The organism is Erythrobacter sp. QSSC1-22B, assembly GCF_001678665.1.
Classification (GTDB): Bacteria; Pseudomonadota; Alphaproteobacteria; order Sphingomonadales; family Sphingomonadaceae; genus Qipengyuania.
Genome location: NZ_LZRP01000002.1, coordinates 241,475 through 254,744, shown reverse-complemented (window position 1 = coordinate 254,744; position 13,270 = coordinate 241,475). Strand labels below are relative to the sequence as shown.

The following is a 13,270-nucleotide window of genomic DNA, read 5'->3' as shown; positions in this document are numbered from 1 at the left end:
GTGACTGCGCCACATCACGTTTACCAACGGCCTTCGGGGGGCATCGGCTCAAGCCATGCAAGATCAAACGCTAGTCATCGCCCTGGTCGGCGTTCTGGGCATCGGCGCCCAGTGGGTCGCCTGGCGCAGCGGTTGGCCAGCGATCGTCCTGATGCTGTTCGCGGGCTTCATGGCCGGCCCGGTGCTGAATCTGATCGACCCGCAATTGGTGTTCGGCGATCTGCTCGAGACGATGGTTTCGATCGGGGTCGCGCTGATCCTGTTCGAAGGCGGACTCAGCCTGAATTTCCGCGAATTGCGCCATTCCGGACAGGCGGTGTGGCGGCTGGCGACGATCGGCGTGCTCGTCGGCTGGTTCCTGGGCGCGCTGGCCGCGCACGAGGTCGCCGGGCTGGTGTTGCCCGTCGCGGTTTTGTTCGGCGGCATACTGGTGGTCACCGGGCCCACGGTGGTGATCCCGCTGCTGCGCCAGAGTTCGATCCAGACCCGGCCGGCCTCGATCCTCAAATGGGAATCGATCGTCAACGACCCGACCGGGGCGCTGTGCGCGGTGATTGCCTATGAATATTTCCGTCTCTCGGCGGACGGCGCCACGGTGTTCGAAGTGGTGCCGCCGCTGCTGATTTCCGCCGCGCTGGCCGGCCTGCTGGGCTATGTCGCCGCGGCCATCATCGCTTGGGCGTTCCCGCGCGGTGCGGTGCCGGAATATCTCAAGGTGCCCGTGCTGCTGACCGCGGTCATCGGCGTCTTCGTGCTGTCCAACCTGATCGAGCACGAAGCCGGCTTGGTGGCAGTGACCGTGATGGGCATCGCGCTGGCCAATATGAATGTCCAGAGCCTGCGCAGCATCCACCCCTTCAAGGAAAACATCGCGGTTTTGCTCGTCTCGGGCATCTTCATCCTGCTCTCGGCCTCGCTCGAGTGGAGCGATCTGGAATATCTCAACTGGCGTTTCGGCGCCTTTCTGCTCGTCCTGCTGTTCGTGGTCCGCCCGCTGACCATCGCGATCACTTTGCTGGGCAGTTCAATCCCCTGGAACGAACGATTGTTTCTGGGCTGGATCGCGCCGCGCGGGATCGTGCTGGTGGCGATCTCGGGTCTGTTCGCCTTGCGGCTGACCGAGCTGGGGTATGACGATGGCAACATCCTCATCGGATTGAGTTTCGCGGTCGTCGTCACCACCATCGTCGCACATGGCTTCACCGTCGATCTCGTCGCGCGGCTGCTCAAGGTGAAGGGCGACACGAGGCCGGGTCTGCTGATCGTCGGCAGCACCCCCTGGACCATCGCGCTCGCCAAGCAGATGCTCGATCTCAAGACTCCGGTCACGGTGGTCGATTCCAGCTGGCAGCGGCTCGCGCTGGCCCGCCAGAAGGGCGTGCCGTTCTACCACGGCGAAATCCTCAACGAGGCGACCGAGCACAATCTCGATCTTGGGCCGTTCCAGGTGCTCGTCGCCGCGACCGAAAACGAGGCCTACAACACGCTGGTGTGCAATGAATTTGCCCACGAAATTGGCCGCGATTCGGTCTATCAGCTGGGCGAGGCGGGCGACGATTACGATCGCCATTCGCTGCCGGTCGCCCTGCGTGGGCGTGCCCTGTTCGAATCCGGCTGGGGGGTGACCGAGACCAACGAGCGCCAGAAGGAAGGCTGGGTCTTCCGCAAGACGAGGCTCTCGGAGGAATTCGATTACGAGGACGCGCAGGAAAAGCTACCCGAGAGCGCGCATATGCTGCTGCTGCTGCGCGAGGCTGGACGGATGCGTTTCTTTACCCACGCCGCACGCCCCGAGCCGCGCGCCGGCGACGTCATCGTAACCTTCACCCCGCCCCAGCAGCGCACCGCGGAAGAAGTCGCCGCAAGGCGCGCTCGAAAGGGCGGACCAAAGCCGGAGCCAGTATGACGAGGATCAGGATGACAAGAAGCGCCGCAGCCGTCGCCCATGGCCTCACCGGAGCCGCGCTCGCGCTTGCGCTGGCAGGATGCGAGCGAGAGCAAGCCCCGCCCGAGCCCGTTGCTAGCCAATCGGCGCCGCAACCGACCTCGATCATGCGCGACGATCTGGACGAATCGGTGCTGCCGCCGCCCGAACCGCAGCTGGCGCCGCTGGATGCGCGAATATCTTTCTCCGACGGGGGGGCGGAACTGTCCGAATCGGCGACGGCCGAGTTGGCCAGCATCCTGCGCTCGCCGCAGATCGCCGAAGGCGGCCCGATTCTGCTGCGCGCACACAGCGATTCCACGGGCAGCGACGAGGCCAATCTGCGCTCCTCGCGCCAGCGCGGCGAGGCGGTGCGCGATTATCTCGTCGAGAACGGGGTGGACGCGGAGCGGGTCACGATCATCGCCTTCGGAGAACAGAACCCGCTGCAGCCCAATGCCCGTCCTGACGGAACCCCGGACGAGCCGGGCCGCGCGGCCAATCGGCGCGTCGACCTGCTCGTGGCGCTGCCCGAAGGCGCTGACCCGGTGCCTGAAGGGTTGACCGCGAGCGACGACGAGCCCGCTCCCGCTCCCGGCTGACGCGACGCGCAAAACGGTTGACGCAACGCGCCAAGAGATGGCATCTGCGCCGTCTAAGCGGGCGGGTATAGCTTAGTGGTAAAGCTCCAGCCTTCCAAGCTGGCTATGCGGGTTCGATTCCCGCTACCCGCTCCATTATCCAGCCAAACCCGCAGAAAACCGCGATATCGGAGGCGGTTTTGCCGTATCTATACCCCTTACTGGTACACATAGCCTGTCACACAGGCTCCCCCCATGCGCAGTGCGCCTCGCTCCAGCGCGAGGGCCTTTGATAATGCGTAAGCAGACCTATTTGATCCGAAAAGGCGCCCGGTATCACTTCCGGCGCCGCTTGCCGTCGTATGGCAGCGATAACGGGGCCATAACCCTTTCCCTCAATACCGCTGATCCAGCCGAAGCGCGCCGCCTGACGCGGCGCCTCGCCGCACCGAAGCGCAAAACCGTCAGCGATGTCGAGCAGGCGATCCTGGATCGCGCCAGCCAGCCTCCACCGCCCCGGCCGGGCGATGCGGAAGACGCCACGTCGCCGATTGTCCCCGATAGCGCACCGCCAGAGGAGACCGAAACCGTACTGGTGGATGAGGCAGCGGTGATGAGTGTCGAACGGATCATCGAGGAGCTGGCGCAGCAGAACGGAGTGACCTGCCGATCGCCCGGCACCCTGTTCCGCGAATTCCTGACCTCCTGCCGCCAGCACGGCGTGACCAGCGCCAATATCGACTTGGTCGAATTTCGCCGCATGTTTGCCTTTGCTGTCTCGGGTGTAGGGCAGCTTCCGGCCCCTGCACGCAAGTCGATCGAAGGGTTGGCCGAGGAAGTGGATGAAGATGTGCTTGCGCCCTACCTCGCGATCGCGGTTGCAGCCTTTCGGGGCCGCACAAAGCCGGACGAGAACGAACTGGCGCGCGTTTACGGAAGTTCGTCACCGGGTCGCATTCGCCGACTGCTCGACCATCTCGAGCGCAGCGGTCTCATAAACGTCCGCGTGGACTTCGCCGGCGAGCGGTCGATCATGGTGCTGAGGCTGGAAGGCACCCTTGCCGATTGAATCGCAAGGGACGGCAAAGAGTTCCTCACAATTGGGGGCGAACATTCAACCAAAATCGTAGAGCGGCCCGATCTTCAGGCGACTTCCGAACGGACCGCGTGTGGACCGCTGTATTCCGGTACGAGCGCGCAGAGAATTTCCAGCGCCTTGCTGCGATCTCCACCGCCCAGAGCGGTCTCCATAACGTCAAGCTGCTCCATCAGATCATCCCATAAGAGCCGCTGTTCCAATGCCCGCATGATCCGGGGGTGGGACGTGGGCTGAGCGGAGTTGCCAATCAGCAGCTCCTCGTATAGTTTTTCGCCCTTGCGCAGTCCTACCTCGCGGATCTCGATGTCGCCATCGGGATTGTCGTTGTTGCGAACCGTCAGTCCCGAGAGATGGATCATGGTACTGGCCATGTCGTGGATGCGAATGGGCTTGCCCATATCCAGCAAAAACACGTCTCCGCCTTTGGCCATGGCACCAGCTTGAATAACGAGCTCGGCAGCTTCGGGAATTGTCATGAAATAGCGTGTGACATCTCGGTGTGTAAGCGTGACCGGGCCACCCTCCTTGATCTGACGCTGGAAGCGCGGAACCACGGAACCGCTCGAACCCAGAACATTGCCGAACCGGACCATTGCAAAGTGGGTTTTTCTTTCCCCGGCCGCCAATCCCTGGAGGACGAGTTCGCAGACGCGCTTGCTTGCTCCCATGACGTTGGTCGGCCGGACGGCCTTGTCGGTGCTGACGAGGATGAAGTGATCGACGCCTACCCGCTTGGCTTCAAGTGCGCAGCGAAGTGTTCCGAAGATATTGTTTAGCAGGCCGGCGATTACATTCTCTTCAACCAACGGTACGTGCTTGTAGGCCGCAGCGTGGAACACGGTGTCGGGGCGCCATCGGTCGAACAGCCTGCGAACAGTCAGCGGATCCGATATATTGGCAAGCTCTGCGGAGATAAGGGTAGCCGGATCGAGAGTGCCGACATGTTGGGCTTCCCTCAACTCGTTTTCGATTAAGTAAAGGGCATGCTCCGTCATCTCGACGAGAATAATCGCAGTGGGTTTCAACGCAGCGATCTGCCGACAAAGTTCGCTTCCGATTGATCCCCCGGCCCCGGTAACCATAACCCGGCGGTCGCCTATCGTCCTGTGAAGGAGCAAGTGATTGGGCGGAACGGGATCGCGCCCGAGAAGATCAATGATCTCGATTTCACGCAGATTGTCGGTTGAAACCGTGCCGTCGACAAGGTTGCTTATTGTCGGAAGCGTTAGAACGTGAACGGGTATCTCGGAAAAACTGCGGACGATCTGAGTGCGTCGTTGGCGCGACGCGCCCGGGACTGCCAGCAGGACCGTATCGATTTCAAGCCGAGTGACAAGCTGGTCCAGATCCTTGTTTTGGTAAATCTTTATCCCGTCCAGCTTCTGTCCCGCCAGGCGCACGTCATCGTCGATATAGCCCCGCAGGATCATTCCCGGCTCGTGCATGAGCGACAACGCAAGTTGCCGGCCGGCTGAGCCTGCTCCAAAAATCAGTGCATTGTTTAGGGAGCCGTTGAAATTGCGCTGGTTAAGAAGGTCGAACAACGCATAGCGAGCAAAGAGTCGGCTAATGACCAGCAATGCGGCAAAGACCATCGGCTGCAACACACTGATCGTTCGCGGCACGCCCGGAACCACGTTGATTATAAATAGGGCCGACAGAGCCAGAGACATCAGGAGGCATGCGATCACAATATCGACCATCGTGCGCGCGCCGGAAAAGCGCACGACCGAACGATAAATGCCTCTGGTCAAGAAAATAGGAAGCCAGATGGCAAGGCTGGCGAAAATTACTGTTACGGTGGCCGGGCTCCAGAGATCCCAGACGCCCAGCCGTAATGAAAAAGCAATCCATACCGAAACTACGCACAAAGTGGCGTCGCTCAAAACCAGCAAGCCGAACTTCGTGGTTCGATTGAGTCCTACGAGCCGCTTCAACATGTTGATGAGGCGTAGCTCTGCTCGGTGCAACAAATCGGTCATTGCTTGCTTCGTCCTTCCCTCGAGCCATCGAAAATTACCCATCCTCCCGATACGATCGAGTATCGCGAGGATGTCGCAAACCGCCTCATACACTCGGCTTTAGCCGCTTTGCGGAATTGCTTTTATTCAGCCAACATTGGTGGCTGAATACCAATTACGAATCATTCATAGCCGAAATCCCGCATGCTGGAGCGAACTGTTCTGGTTCCCGAAAGGCACCGGCTTTTCCGCCACAACGCGAAGGGGCGGTGCCCAACTTTGGTCGCATTCGGCGGAATGAATGCGCACAATTGCACATACGATGAACTGTCGATGCGCAGGAGTGCACTGATGCTATCACGCCCTTGAAACACGATCTTGTCGAGCTCGTTCCTCATTTATCGAGACGAGGTTATTGAGCCTCCGGTCGTCAGCGAACATTGGATGGTTCCTGTTGTGCCCGCTCAAGATCGTCGGGGCGCCCGACATCGAGCCATTGCTCGTGAAGCGGAAAAACGATCGTCCGGCGAGATTGATCGCGTAAACGCCCGAAAAGCGTCGGCATGTCGCAATGTTTGCCTTGTTCAAGACAGTCAAGTGCCGAAGGATCGATCACGTAAATCCCGGCATTAACGTGGCTACGGACGATCGGTTTCTCTTCGAACCCGGTTATATCGAGACCGTTGGTGCTGACCACGCCAAAAGGGTTTTCCAATTCATGATTGCGGACCGCCATGGTGGCGACCGCGCCATGCGCAACGTGATAATCGATCAGGTCGCCGTAGCCGACCTGCGTCATCACATCGCCATTGGTAACAAGGAAAGGGGCGGGCGGTGGGTTCTCGATCAGGCTGAGAGCGCCGCCGGTGCCCAAAGGCCGGTCTTCACGCAGATAGTCGATCTCGACCCCCCAGGCCTCGCCATCGCCGAAATGCTCTTCGATCATATGGCCGAGGTAGTGGACCGAGAACAGAAACCGCTTGATCCCTGCGAGCTTCGCTCGTTCCACTATGTGCTCGAGCATGGGTTTGCCAGCTACGGGGAGCATAGGTTTGGGACAGTTCTCGGTGAAGGGCCGGAGCCTGGTGCCTTTACCCCCGGCCATCACGACCATTAGATTGGTTCGCTCAAAATGCGCCTGCATCTCATGCCAGACATGCAGGCCGCGCAATTGCCGATTGCCATCGACAATCGGCAGCTGGTTAATTTTGTTGGCGGCCATGATCTGCAGTACGGCCTCCTGCGGCAGTTCCGGCGGAACAATCATGGGTTCGCGGTGAAGAATCTCCTCGACCGGACAGTCGAGTGTCAGGCCGCGCAGCAGGCCGCGGCGAATATCCCCATCCGTTACGGTCCCGACGAGCGCATCGTCGGCGCGCGTGACCAGAGCAATCTGCAGACCCGAGCGATCCAGCGAAGCAATCGCCTCTTTAATGCTTGCTTCGCAGTCGAGCAAGGCCTCGCGCCATTGTTGGATACCCATCAGTGTTCGATACCCATGGTCAATTCACCTCGCCGGTACTGGCGACTGCCTGGCAGTTCTCGGCTACGATATCGTGAAAGCGCTTGCGCAGGAGATTGTCGAGCGGGCAGTCGCTCAGCACGGCAAAGATCGCGTCCGTCGCTCCGCCACTGCCATAGGGGTTCGCGACGCCGGCGAGACTGCTGCGGAATTCGGCTGACAGGATGCAGGCAATCTGCGCGGCGATGGCGGTTCTTTTCGGAGCGCACCGAACGACGCTGGCTGCGGCCAGTCGACCGGCTTGCCGCTCGCCGATATCGACCGTCCCGATCCCGAAGCTGGGGGCCTCGAGCAGGCCACTGGACGAATTCCCGACCACACCATCGACATAGCGCAGCGCCGAAAGATAGCGGTGCTGCCCGAGCGAGCAATGCGCGACGGCATTGGCGCGGGTGGCGACATAATCCTCGATCCGGGCGATCAGCGCCCGCCCACCCGTGTCGGCATTGGGCAGGGTGAAAAGCAGATGCGTCTTCGGGCGCAGATCCAGCGCCGCGAGCAATTCATTCAATTGCGTGGCAGGATCGAGACCCGCGATGGTCTCGGGGTGATAGGTGACCAGCAGGCTCTCGGCGCCGAATTGCCAGCCCAGTGACCGTTCTAGCTCGGCGCGCGGCATCGCCTCAAGATCGGCGATCGCGTCGAGCCCCAGACCGCCGACCTCGAAGACCCTCGCGGGATCCTCGCCCAGCTGGACGACTCGGCGGCGATAGGGTTCGGCGGCGACGAAATGCAGATGCGCCATCTTGGTCACCGAATGACGGATCGCCTCGTCGAACGCGCCTTCGGTGGTTTCTCCGCCATGGAGATGCGCGATCGGGATCGATGCGAACAGTGCCGCTGCCGCTGCACCGAGGATCTCGAACCGGTCGCCCAGCAGCACCACGACGTCGGGATCGAGCCGGCGAAAGCTGTCGGCAAAACCGATCATGCCCAGCCCCGTCGCCTTGGTCACCCCGACCGCGCTGTCAGAACTCAGCAGCATGTCGAGCCGGTCGGCGATTGGAAAGCCGTCCGCTTCGATCTCGCTCACGGTCATGCCGAATTCGGGTGAAAGATGCGCGCCTGTGACCACCAGCTGCAACTCGGTAAGCTCGGATTCCTGCACCCGGCGGATCAGCCGCTTCAGCAGGCCGTATTCCGCCCTGGTGCCGGTGACGATGGCGATCTTCCTGGTCACAGTTCGATCTGCTCGTCGTCCTGATAGTCGCGCGTGGCCCGCGAACCGATCACCTCGTCCCACCGCATCGGCGAAATCCCGGTTCCTGGACGCTTGGTCCCCAGGTTCTCTTCGGTGAGTACATCGCCCTTTACGATGGCCTGCGCCGCGACGATCGATTTGCGCGCGATGGCGCGGTTGGGTAGCTCGCTGGGCGAAGGTGTCTTGAGTCCGTCGCCAGAAAGCGCCTTCTCGACGTTGCGGATGCCAGCGCACATCGCGCGCAATTCATCCGGCTCGAGGCTTGCGGCGTGGTCCGGCCCCGTCAGCGTCCGGTCGAGCGTGAAATGCTTCTCGATCACCGTAGCGCCCAGCGTGACGGCGGCGATCGGGATCTCGATGCCCAGCGTGTGATCCGAATAGCCGATCGGCGTCTCGAACTGTTCACCGATGGCGAGCATCGCCTTGAGGTTCACATCTTCGTAGGGCGTCGGATATTCGGTGTTGCAGTGCAGGATCGTGATGTTCGACCGCTCGATTCCGGCCGCTTCGAACACTTGCACGGCGTCCTGAATTTCGTCCATCGTGGCCATCCCGGTGGAAAGGATGACCGGCAGCGTGGTCGCGGCGAAACGGCGCAACAACGGCAGGTTGGTGAGTTCGCCCGAAGGCACCTTGATCCTGTCGAGCCCGAGTTCGAGGAGGAAATCGAGCGATCCCGGATCGAATGCCGTCGAAAAGAAGCCGATACCATGCGCTTCGCATGCTTCAATCAGCCGCACATGGGCCTCTTTTGACAATTCAAGCGCCTGGACCATCTCGAACTGGGTTTCGGCGTTGCCGGTGGAGGCGATCTGATAGGCTGCCTTCGCGGCATCGCGAGAGATGATCTTGCCCGCGTCAAAGGTCTGGAACTTAACGAGATCCGCACCGGCCTCGGCGGCAGCGGCGACCAGATCGACCGCGCGCTCGATCGAGCCGTTGTGATTGACCCCGGCTTCGGCGATGATGAGACAGCGGGTCATGCGCGCTTCCTCGCCGGAACGCCGACATAGACGCTGTCGGCGTCGCAATCCTGCACCACCACAGCGCCCGATCCGATCATCGTGTTTCGTCCTATCTGGCGGTGGGCCTCGGGGCTGCCCTGGTTGATCGCCGCGCCGGTCCCGACCCAGACACCTTCATGCAGATGCACATAGCCGGAAAGGTTCGCCCCCGGGGCGATATGGCAGAAGTCGTCCACGATCGAATCGTGGCAGATCGTTGAATTGAGATTGAAAACGCCAAATCTCCCCAGTGTGATCCTGCTCTCGAAGCGCGCTCCGGCGCAGATGATCGTCCCCTCCGATGCTTCCGCGACTTCCCGCTGTCTGTGACCGAAACTGGCCAGCGGATGGATCAGAGCCGGAAACTGGAAGGCGGGCCCAAAGGTATCGACGATCCTGCGTCGGATAGAAACGTCAGCGATGCCGATAGCGCAATCCGCCCCGGACTGGCGACTCAACTCTGGTTCCGCGATGACCCCGCCGAAATCCGAAAGATCGTCCGAACCGCCCTCGTCGCGGATGACAAACACCGGCGTGTAGCCGTTCGATATAGCCACATCGGCGGTCTCACGCGCGAAACCCGATGCGCCGAAAATGAAAATATCGGTCATCGTCCCGCTCCCGAAACCTTCGATCCGGCCTCCCGCTCGGTCATGAGCAATTCGGCAACCCGCCAATCAAGCATCGTGTCGATATCGGCCGAACTTTCTGCGTCCATGCAGAAGCCAAGCGTACCTTCGCCGACCAAGCTGCGGGTTTTGCGCAACCAGTCCGTCCGGACCCAATACATGGCTCCGTTGAGACTATAAAGACTCGCCAGATCCTGCCGTCGCGTCGCCTCCTCAAGACCAGCATAGGGAGCCAGCATTCCGTCCGAATCCTTGTGGAACATCCAGGACGGGTGCTCCTCGACCTCGCAGACCGATACTACCGAGGATGCCTCCCGCTCGGCCGCGAAGGACAGCAAGCCTTCGATCTGCGCTGCGCTACGCAAGGGCGAGGTAGGCTGGAGGAGGATGAGCGAGTCGTGCCCGGGCAAATGATTGATCGCATCGAGGACGGGGGCTATCCCCGGTGCGGTATCGGAGGCGAGTTCGGCCGGGCGCAAGAAGGGGGTTTCAGCCCCCCAATTGCGCGCCACTTCGGCGATCTCCTCGTCCTCGGTCGACACGACCACCCGCTCGACGCCCTTGGCAGCGAGAGCGGCTTGGATGGTCCAGGCAATCAGCGGCTTACCCGCGAGCTCGCGGATGTTCTTGCGCGGGATGCCCTTGGATCCCCGCGCGCGGGGATCAGCGCCAGGGTCATTGTCCGCTTCCGGGAGGGCCGACCAGGTTCGGGCTGCTGGGAATATTTATGATTCTCGCGGCAAGATCTTCCGCGCAAGCCAGATCGGCGCGCGGCGAATTGGCGAACATCGTGAGCCGGTGCATCAGCGTCCAGACCGGACGGGCCATCAGATCGGCATCATTGAGCGCTTCGAGCACCTGTTCGTGGACGACAACATCCGCCCGGTCGAGCAGCAGCGTACACAGCCAGTAATTGCTCGAGGCGTCCTGCGGCTCGCTCAGGAAGCGCAGCCCGTCGAGTTGCGCGAACGCCTCTTCATAACGCTGTGCCAACACCCTTTTGCGCGCGAGCATTTCGGGCACGCGTTCCAATTGCGCGCAGCCGAGCGCCGCATTGAGATTGGGCAGGCGATAATTGAAGCCGATTTCGTCATGGACGAAGTTCCAGCGGTGCGGGACGCGTGCCGTGGTGGTGAGGTGCTTGGCCCGCTTGGCAAGCACCGGGTCGTTGGTCAGGATCGCGCCTCCGCCGCCGGTGGTCATGACCTTGTTGCCATTGAAGCTGAGCGCGGCGATCAAGCCGAACTGGCCCGTATGCTTGCCTTTGTAGCTTGAACCGAGCGATTCCGCAGCATCTTCGACGAGGGGGATGTGCCAGCGCGCGCACAGAGCGACGAGCTCGTCGAGCTTGGCCGGGTGGCCAAAGGCATGCATCACGATCAGCGCGCCGATCCGCGCATCGCTCTGGCGATTGTAGCACTGATCCCCGCGCATTTCACAGGTCGCGGCAAGGTGCCTCTCCAAGGCAATCGGATCAACGGCGAGCGTTTCGGATTCGCTGTCGACGAAATGCGGCGTGGCGCCGGCGTAGGCGGTGGCGTTGGCAGTGGCGACGAAGGTCAGCGTTGGCATCAGGACTTCGTCGCCCGGCTTCACCCCGGCCAGCAGCAGCGCAATATGCAGCGCTGCAGTCCCATTCATCGTGGCCACGGCATGACCGACCCCAGTGAAAGCCGCCAGATCCTTCTCGAACCGGTCGACATAGGCGCCCACCGAGGAGACCCAGCCCGTCTCGATGCAATCGGCGACATAGGCCGCCTCGTTGCCGGCGAATTCGGGTTCATGCAGCGGGACAAAGCCGTCCCGGTCGCCGACGACCCGGCGAACCGTCTCGAGAATGGATTGGGCGGTGTCGCTCATGCCGGTGCCTTGAAGGCGCTTTCCATCAGATGTTGTAGGTGTCAGCTTTGTATTGCGACAGATTGCCGGGATCGGTGAACCATTCGATCGTCTCCTCGATTCCGCGGCCGAAGCCTTCGCGCGTGCCATATTCCGGCGACCATCCCGTCAGCTCGGCGGCCTTGTCGTTGGCGGCCCACAGGCGTTCGACCTCGCTCTTCTCGGGGCGCAGGCGCTGGTCGTCGCTGACGATCCGAACGTCGTGGCCCATCCGCTCGGCGATCAGCGCGGCGGTCTCTCCGATGGAGATCTCGTAGTTGCTGCCGATATTGATGACCTCACCCAGCGCGCGGTCCGACTGGGCCACCGCGCAAAAGCCGCGCACCGTATCAGAGACATAGTTGAAATCGCGGGTCGGGTGCGTCGCGCCCAAGCGAATTTCCCGCTTGCCGTTGGCGATCTGCGTGATGATCGTGGGGATCACCGCGCGCGCGGACTGGCGCGGGCCGTAGGTGTTGAACGGGCGGATGGTCGCCACCGGAGTCTCGAACGAGAGGTAGAAGCTCTGCGCGATCTGGTCCGCGCCGATCTTGCTCGCAGAATAAGGCGACTGGCCCTGCAACGGATGCTCTTCGGTGATCGGGACGAAGCGCGCGGTGCCGTAGACTTCGCTGGTGGAGGTGTGGACCACACGTTCGACGCCGAGGTCGCGCGCCGCCTGGACCACGTTGAGCGTGCCCTTGACGTTGGTGTCGACGTAGCTATCGGGCGAATGGTAGCTGAAGGGGATCGCGATCAGCGCGGCCAGATGCATCACCACGTCGCAATCTTGCATCGCGGTGCGCACGCCGTTGGGATCGCGGATGTCGCCTGCGAACACGTCGATCGCCTTCTTCACATTCTCGGGCGACTGGTCGAGCCAGCCCCAGCTGTTGAAGCTGTTGTAATAGACGAACGCGCGCACATCCGCGCCTAGCCCGACGAGGTGTTCGACCAGGTGCGATCCGATGAAGCCGTCGGCCCCGGTCACGAGAATGCGTTTGCTGGAAAGGTCCACGATTGCTCCGCCTCTTGAGGGTCAAATTGAACGCTGGGGACCCACATACCCTGCCGACCATGCCCTTAGTGTATTGCGCTCTGTCTGCAATCGCGATGCGACATTCTTTTGCCGTGAGAATCTTTCGAGCGGGGCCGACAAGCCAACGAGACCACGCCACCGGTGCTATCGTTATCCAGCTGGTGCAGACGCTCGCTCGGGAGATGTCCGGGGCTGACAAACGCGCCCTGCTTGCTGCCATTGGTGACGGTCGCTGGCCCACCGACCGGGAGCAAAGGAGGCCGAGACATGCTCAAATCGCTGGATCAGGCGCGCCTTGACCGCTAGGCCTGCGGTCCGAAAGTCTCGGGACGACCATTCCTGCCCGGGAAGCTTCTGATCGCCTCGGTGATAATTCGCCATTCCGAATGCCGCATTTCCCACCGAACCGCTCGGTTCCGGTTCACTTGAGAA

At 61.7% G+C, this 13,270-nt stretch carries 11 protein-coding genes and 1 tRNA gene; 4 read left to right on the top strand and 8 right to left on the bottom strand.

Features of this window, described 5'->3' with window-relative positions:
- Positions 1-55 precede the first annotated feature (55 nt).
- From A9995_RS05005 to A9995_RS04990, 4 genes are all read left to right on the top strand, one after another.
- A complete protein-coding gene (locus A9995_RS05005) occupies positions 56-1,906 on the top strand; it encodes a sodium:proton antiporter (protein ID WP_067609951.1) in 1,851 nt (616 codons plus the stop codon).
- Positions 1,907-2,052: 146 nt separating this feature from the next.
- Positions 2,053-2,526 carry an OmpA family protein gene (locus A9995_RS05000; RefSeq protein ID WP_067609950.1) on the top strand — a complete coding sequence of 158 codons (474 nt, stop codon included), beginning with the start codon at positions 2,053-2,055 and terminating at the stop codon, positions 2,524-2,526.
- Positions 2,527-2,587: 61 nt separating this feature from the next.
- Positions 2,588-2,661: transfer RNA gene (locus A9995_RS04995), tRNA-Gly, on the top strand.
- A 139-nt stretch (positions 2,662-2,800) separates the two neighbouring features.
- Positions 2,801-3,574 carry a DUF6538 domain-containing protein gene (locus A9995_RS04990; RefSeq protein ID WP_067609948.1) on the top strand — a complete coding sequence of 258 codons (774 nt, stop codon included), beginning with the start codon at positions 2,801-2,803 and terminating at the stop codon, positions 3,572-3,574.
- A gap of 74 nt (positions 3,575-3,648) precedes the next feature.
- Here the strand turns inward: A9995_RS04990 and A9995_RS04985 are convergent, their stop codons facing one another.
- From A9995_RS04985 to A9995_RS04950, 8 genes are all read right to left on the bottom strand, one after another.
- The gene (locus A9995_RS04985; RefSeq protein WP_067610336.1) at positions 3,649-5,586 is read right to left on the bottom strand and encodes a nucleoside-diphosphate sugar epimerase/dehydratase; all 1,938 of its coding nucleotides are present in this window, start codon (positions 5,584-5,586) and stop codon (positions 3,649-3,651) included.
- A 409-nt stretch (positions 5,587-5,995) separates the two neighbouring features.
- Positions 5,996-7,048 carry a nucleotidyltransferase family protein gene (locus A9995_RS04980; protein WP_067609946.1) on the bottom strand — a complete coding sequence of 351 codons (1,053 nt, stop codon included), beginning with the start codon at positions 7,046-7,048 and terminating at the stop codon, positions 5,996-5,998.
- 19 nt (positions 7,049-7,067) lie between these two features.
- Positions 7,068-8,267, bottom strand: a complete 1,200-nt coding sequence (gene neuC / locus A9995_RS04975) for a UDP-N-acetylglucosamine 2-epimerase (RefSeq protein ID WP_067609944.1) — start codon at positions 8,265-8,267, stop codon at positions 7,068-7,070.
- Positions 8,264-9,271: an N-acetylneuraminate synthase gene (neuB, locus tag A9995_RS04970; RefSeq protein WP_067609942.1), complete on the bottom strand. Its 1,008-nt coding sequence runs from the start codon at positions 9,269-9,271 to the stop codon at positions 8,264-8,266. The genes neuC and neuB overlap by 4 nt, the downstream gene beginning before the upstream one ends.
- Positions 9,268-9,903 (bottom strand): hypothetical protein, encoded by a 636-nt coding sequence (locus A9995_RS04965; protein ID WP_067609939.1) that lies wholly within the window; start codon positions 9,901-9,903, stop codon positions 9,268-9,270. The genes neuB and A9995_RS04965 overlap by 4 nt, the downstream gene beginning before the upstream one ends.
- A complete protein-coding gene (locus A9995_RS04960; RefSeq protein ID WP_067609937.1) occupies positions 9,900-10,559 on the bottom strand; it encodes a cytidylyltransferase domain-containing protein in 660 nt (219 codons plus the stop codon). Before A9995_RS04960 ends, A9995_RS04965 begins: the two co-directional genes overlap by 4 nt.
- A 37-nt stretch (positions 10,560-10,596) precedes the next feature.
- Complete coding sequence (locus A9995_RS04955) at positions 10,597-11,781, bottom strand: LegC family aminotransferase (protein ID WP_067609935.1); 1,185 nt, start codon at positions 11,779-11,781, stop codon at positions 10,597-10,599.
- A gap of 25 nt (positions 11,782-11,806) precedes the next feature.
- Positions 11,807-12,817, bottom strand: a complete 1,011-nt coding sequence (locus A9995_RS04950; protein ID WP_067609933.1) for an NAD-dependent 4,6-dehydratase LegB — start codon at positions 12,815-12,817, stop codon at positions 11,807-11,809.
- Between the last annotated feature and the right edge of the window lie 453 nt (positions 12,818-13,270).

What these genes read in the sequence shown, in the direction of transcription:
- A9995_RS04955 (WP_067609935.1), bottom strand. Translation starts at nt 11,781, where the DNA reads ATGAGCGACACCGCCCAATCCATTCTCGAGACGGTTCGCCGGGTCGTC.
- neuB (WP_067609942.1), bottom strand. Translation starts at nt 9,271, where the DNA reads ATGACCCGCTGTCTCATCATCGCCGAAGCCGGGGTCAATCACAACGGC.
- A9995_RS05005 (WP_067609951.1), top strand. Translation starts at nt 56, where the DNA reads ATGCAAGATCAAACGCTAGTCATCGCCCTGGTCGGCGTTCTGGGCATC.
- A9995_RS04965 (WP_067609939.1), bottom strand. Translation starts at nt 9,903, where the DNA reads ATGACCGATATTTTCATTTTCGGCGCATCGGGTTTCGCGCGTGAGACC.
- A9995_RS04985 (WP_067610336.1), bottom strand. Translation starts at nt 5,586, where the DNA reads ATGACCGATTTGTTGCACCGAGCAGAGCTACGCCTCATCAACATGTTG.
- A9995_RS05000 (WP_067609950.1), top strand. Translation starts at nt 2,053, where the DNA reads ATGCGCGACGATCTGGACGAATCGGTGCTGCCGCCGCCCGAACCGCAG.
- A9995_RS04980 (WP_067609946.1), bottom strand. Translation starts at nt 7,048, where the DNA reads ATGGGTATCCAACAATGGCGCGAGGCCTTGCTCGACTGCGAAGCAAGC.
- A9995_RS04990 (WP_067609948.1), top strand. Translation starts at nt 2,801, where the DNA reads ATGCGTAAGCAGACCTATTTGATCCGAAAAGGCGCCCGGTATCACTTC.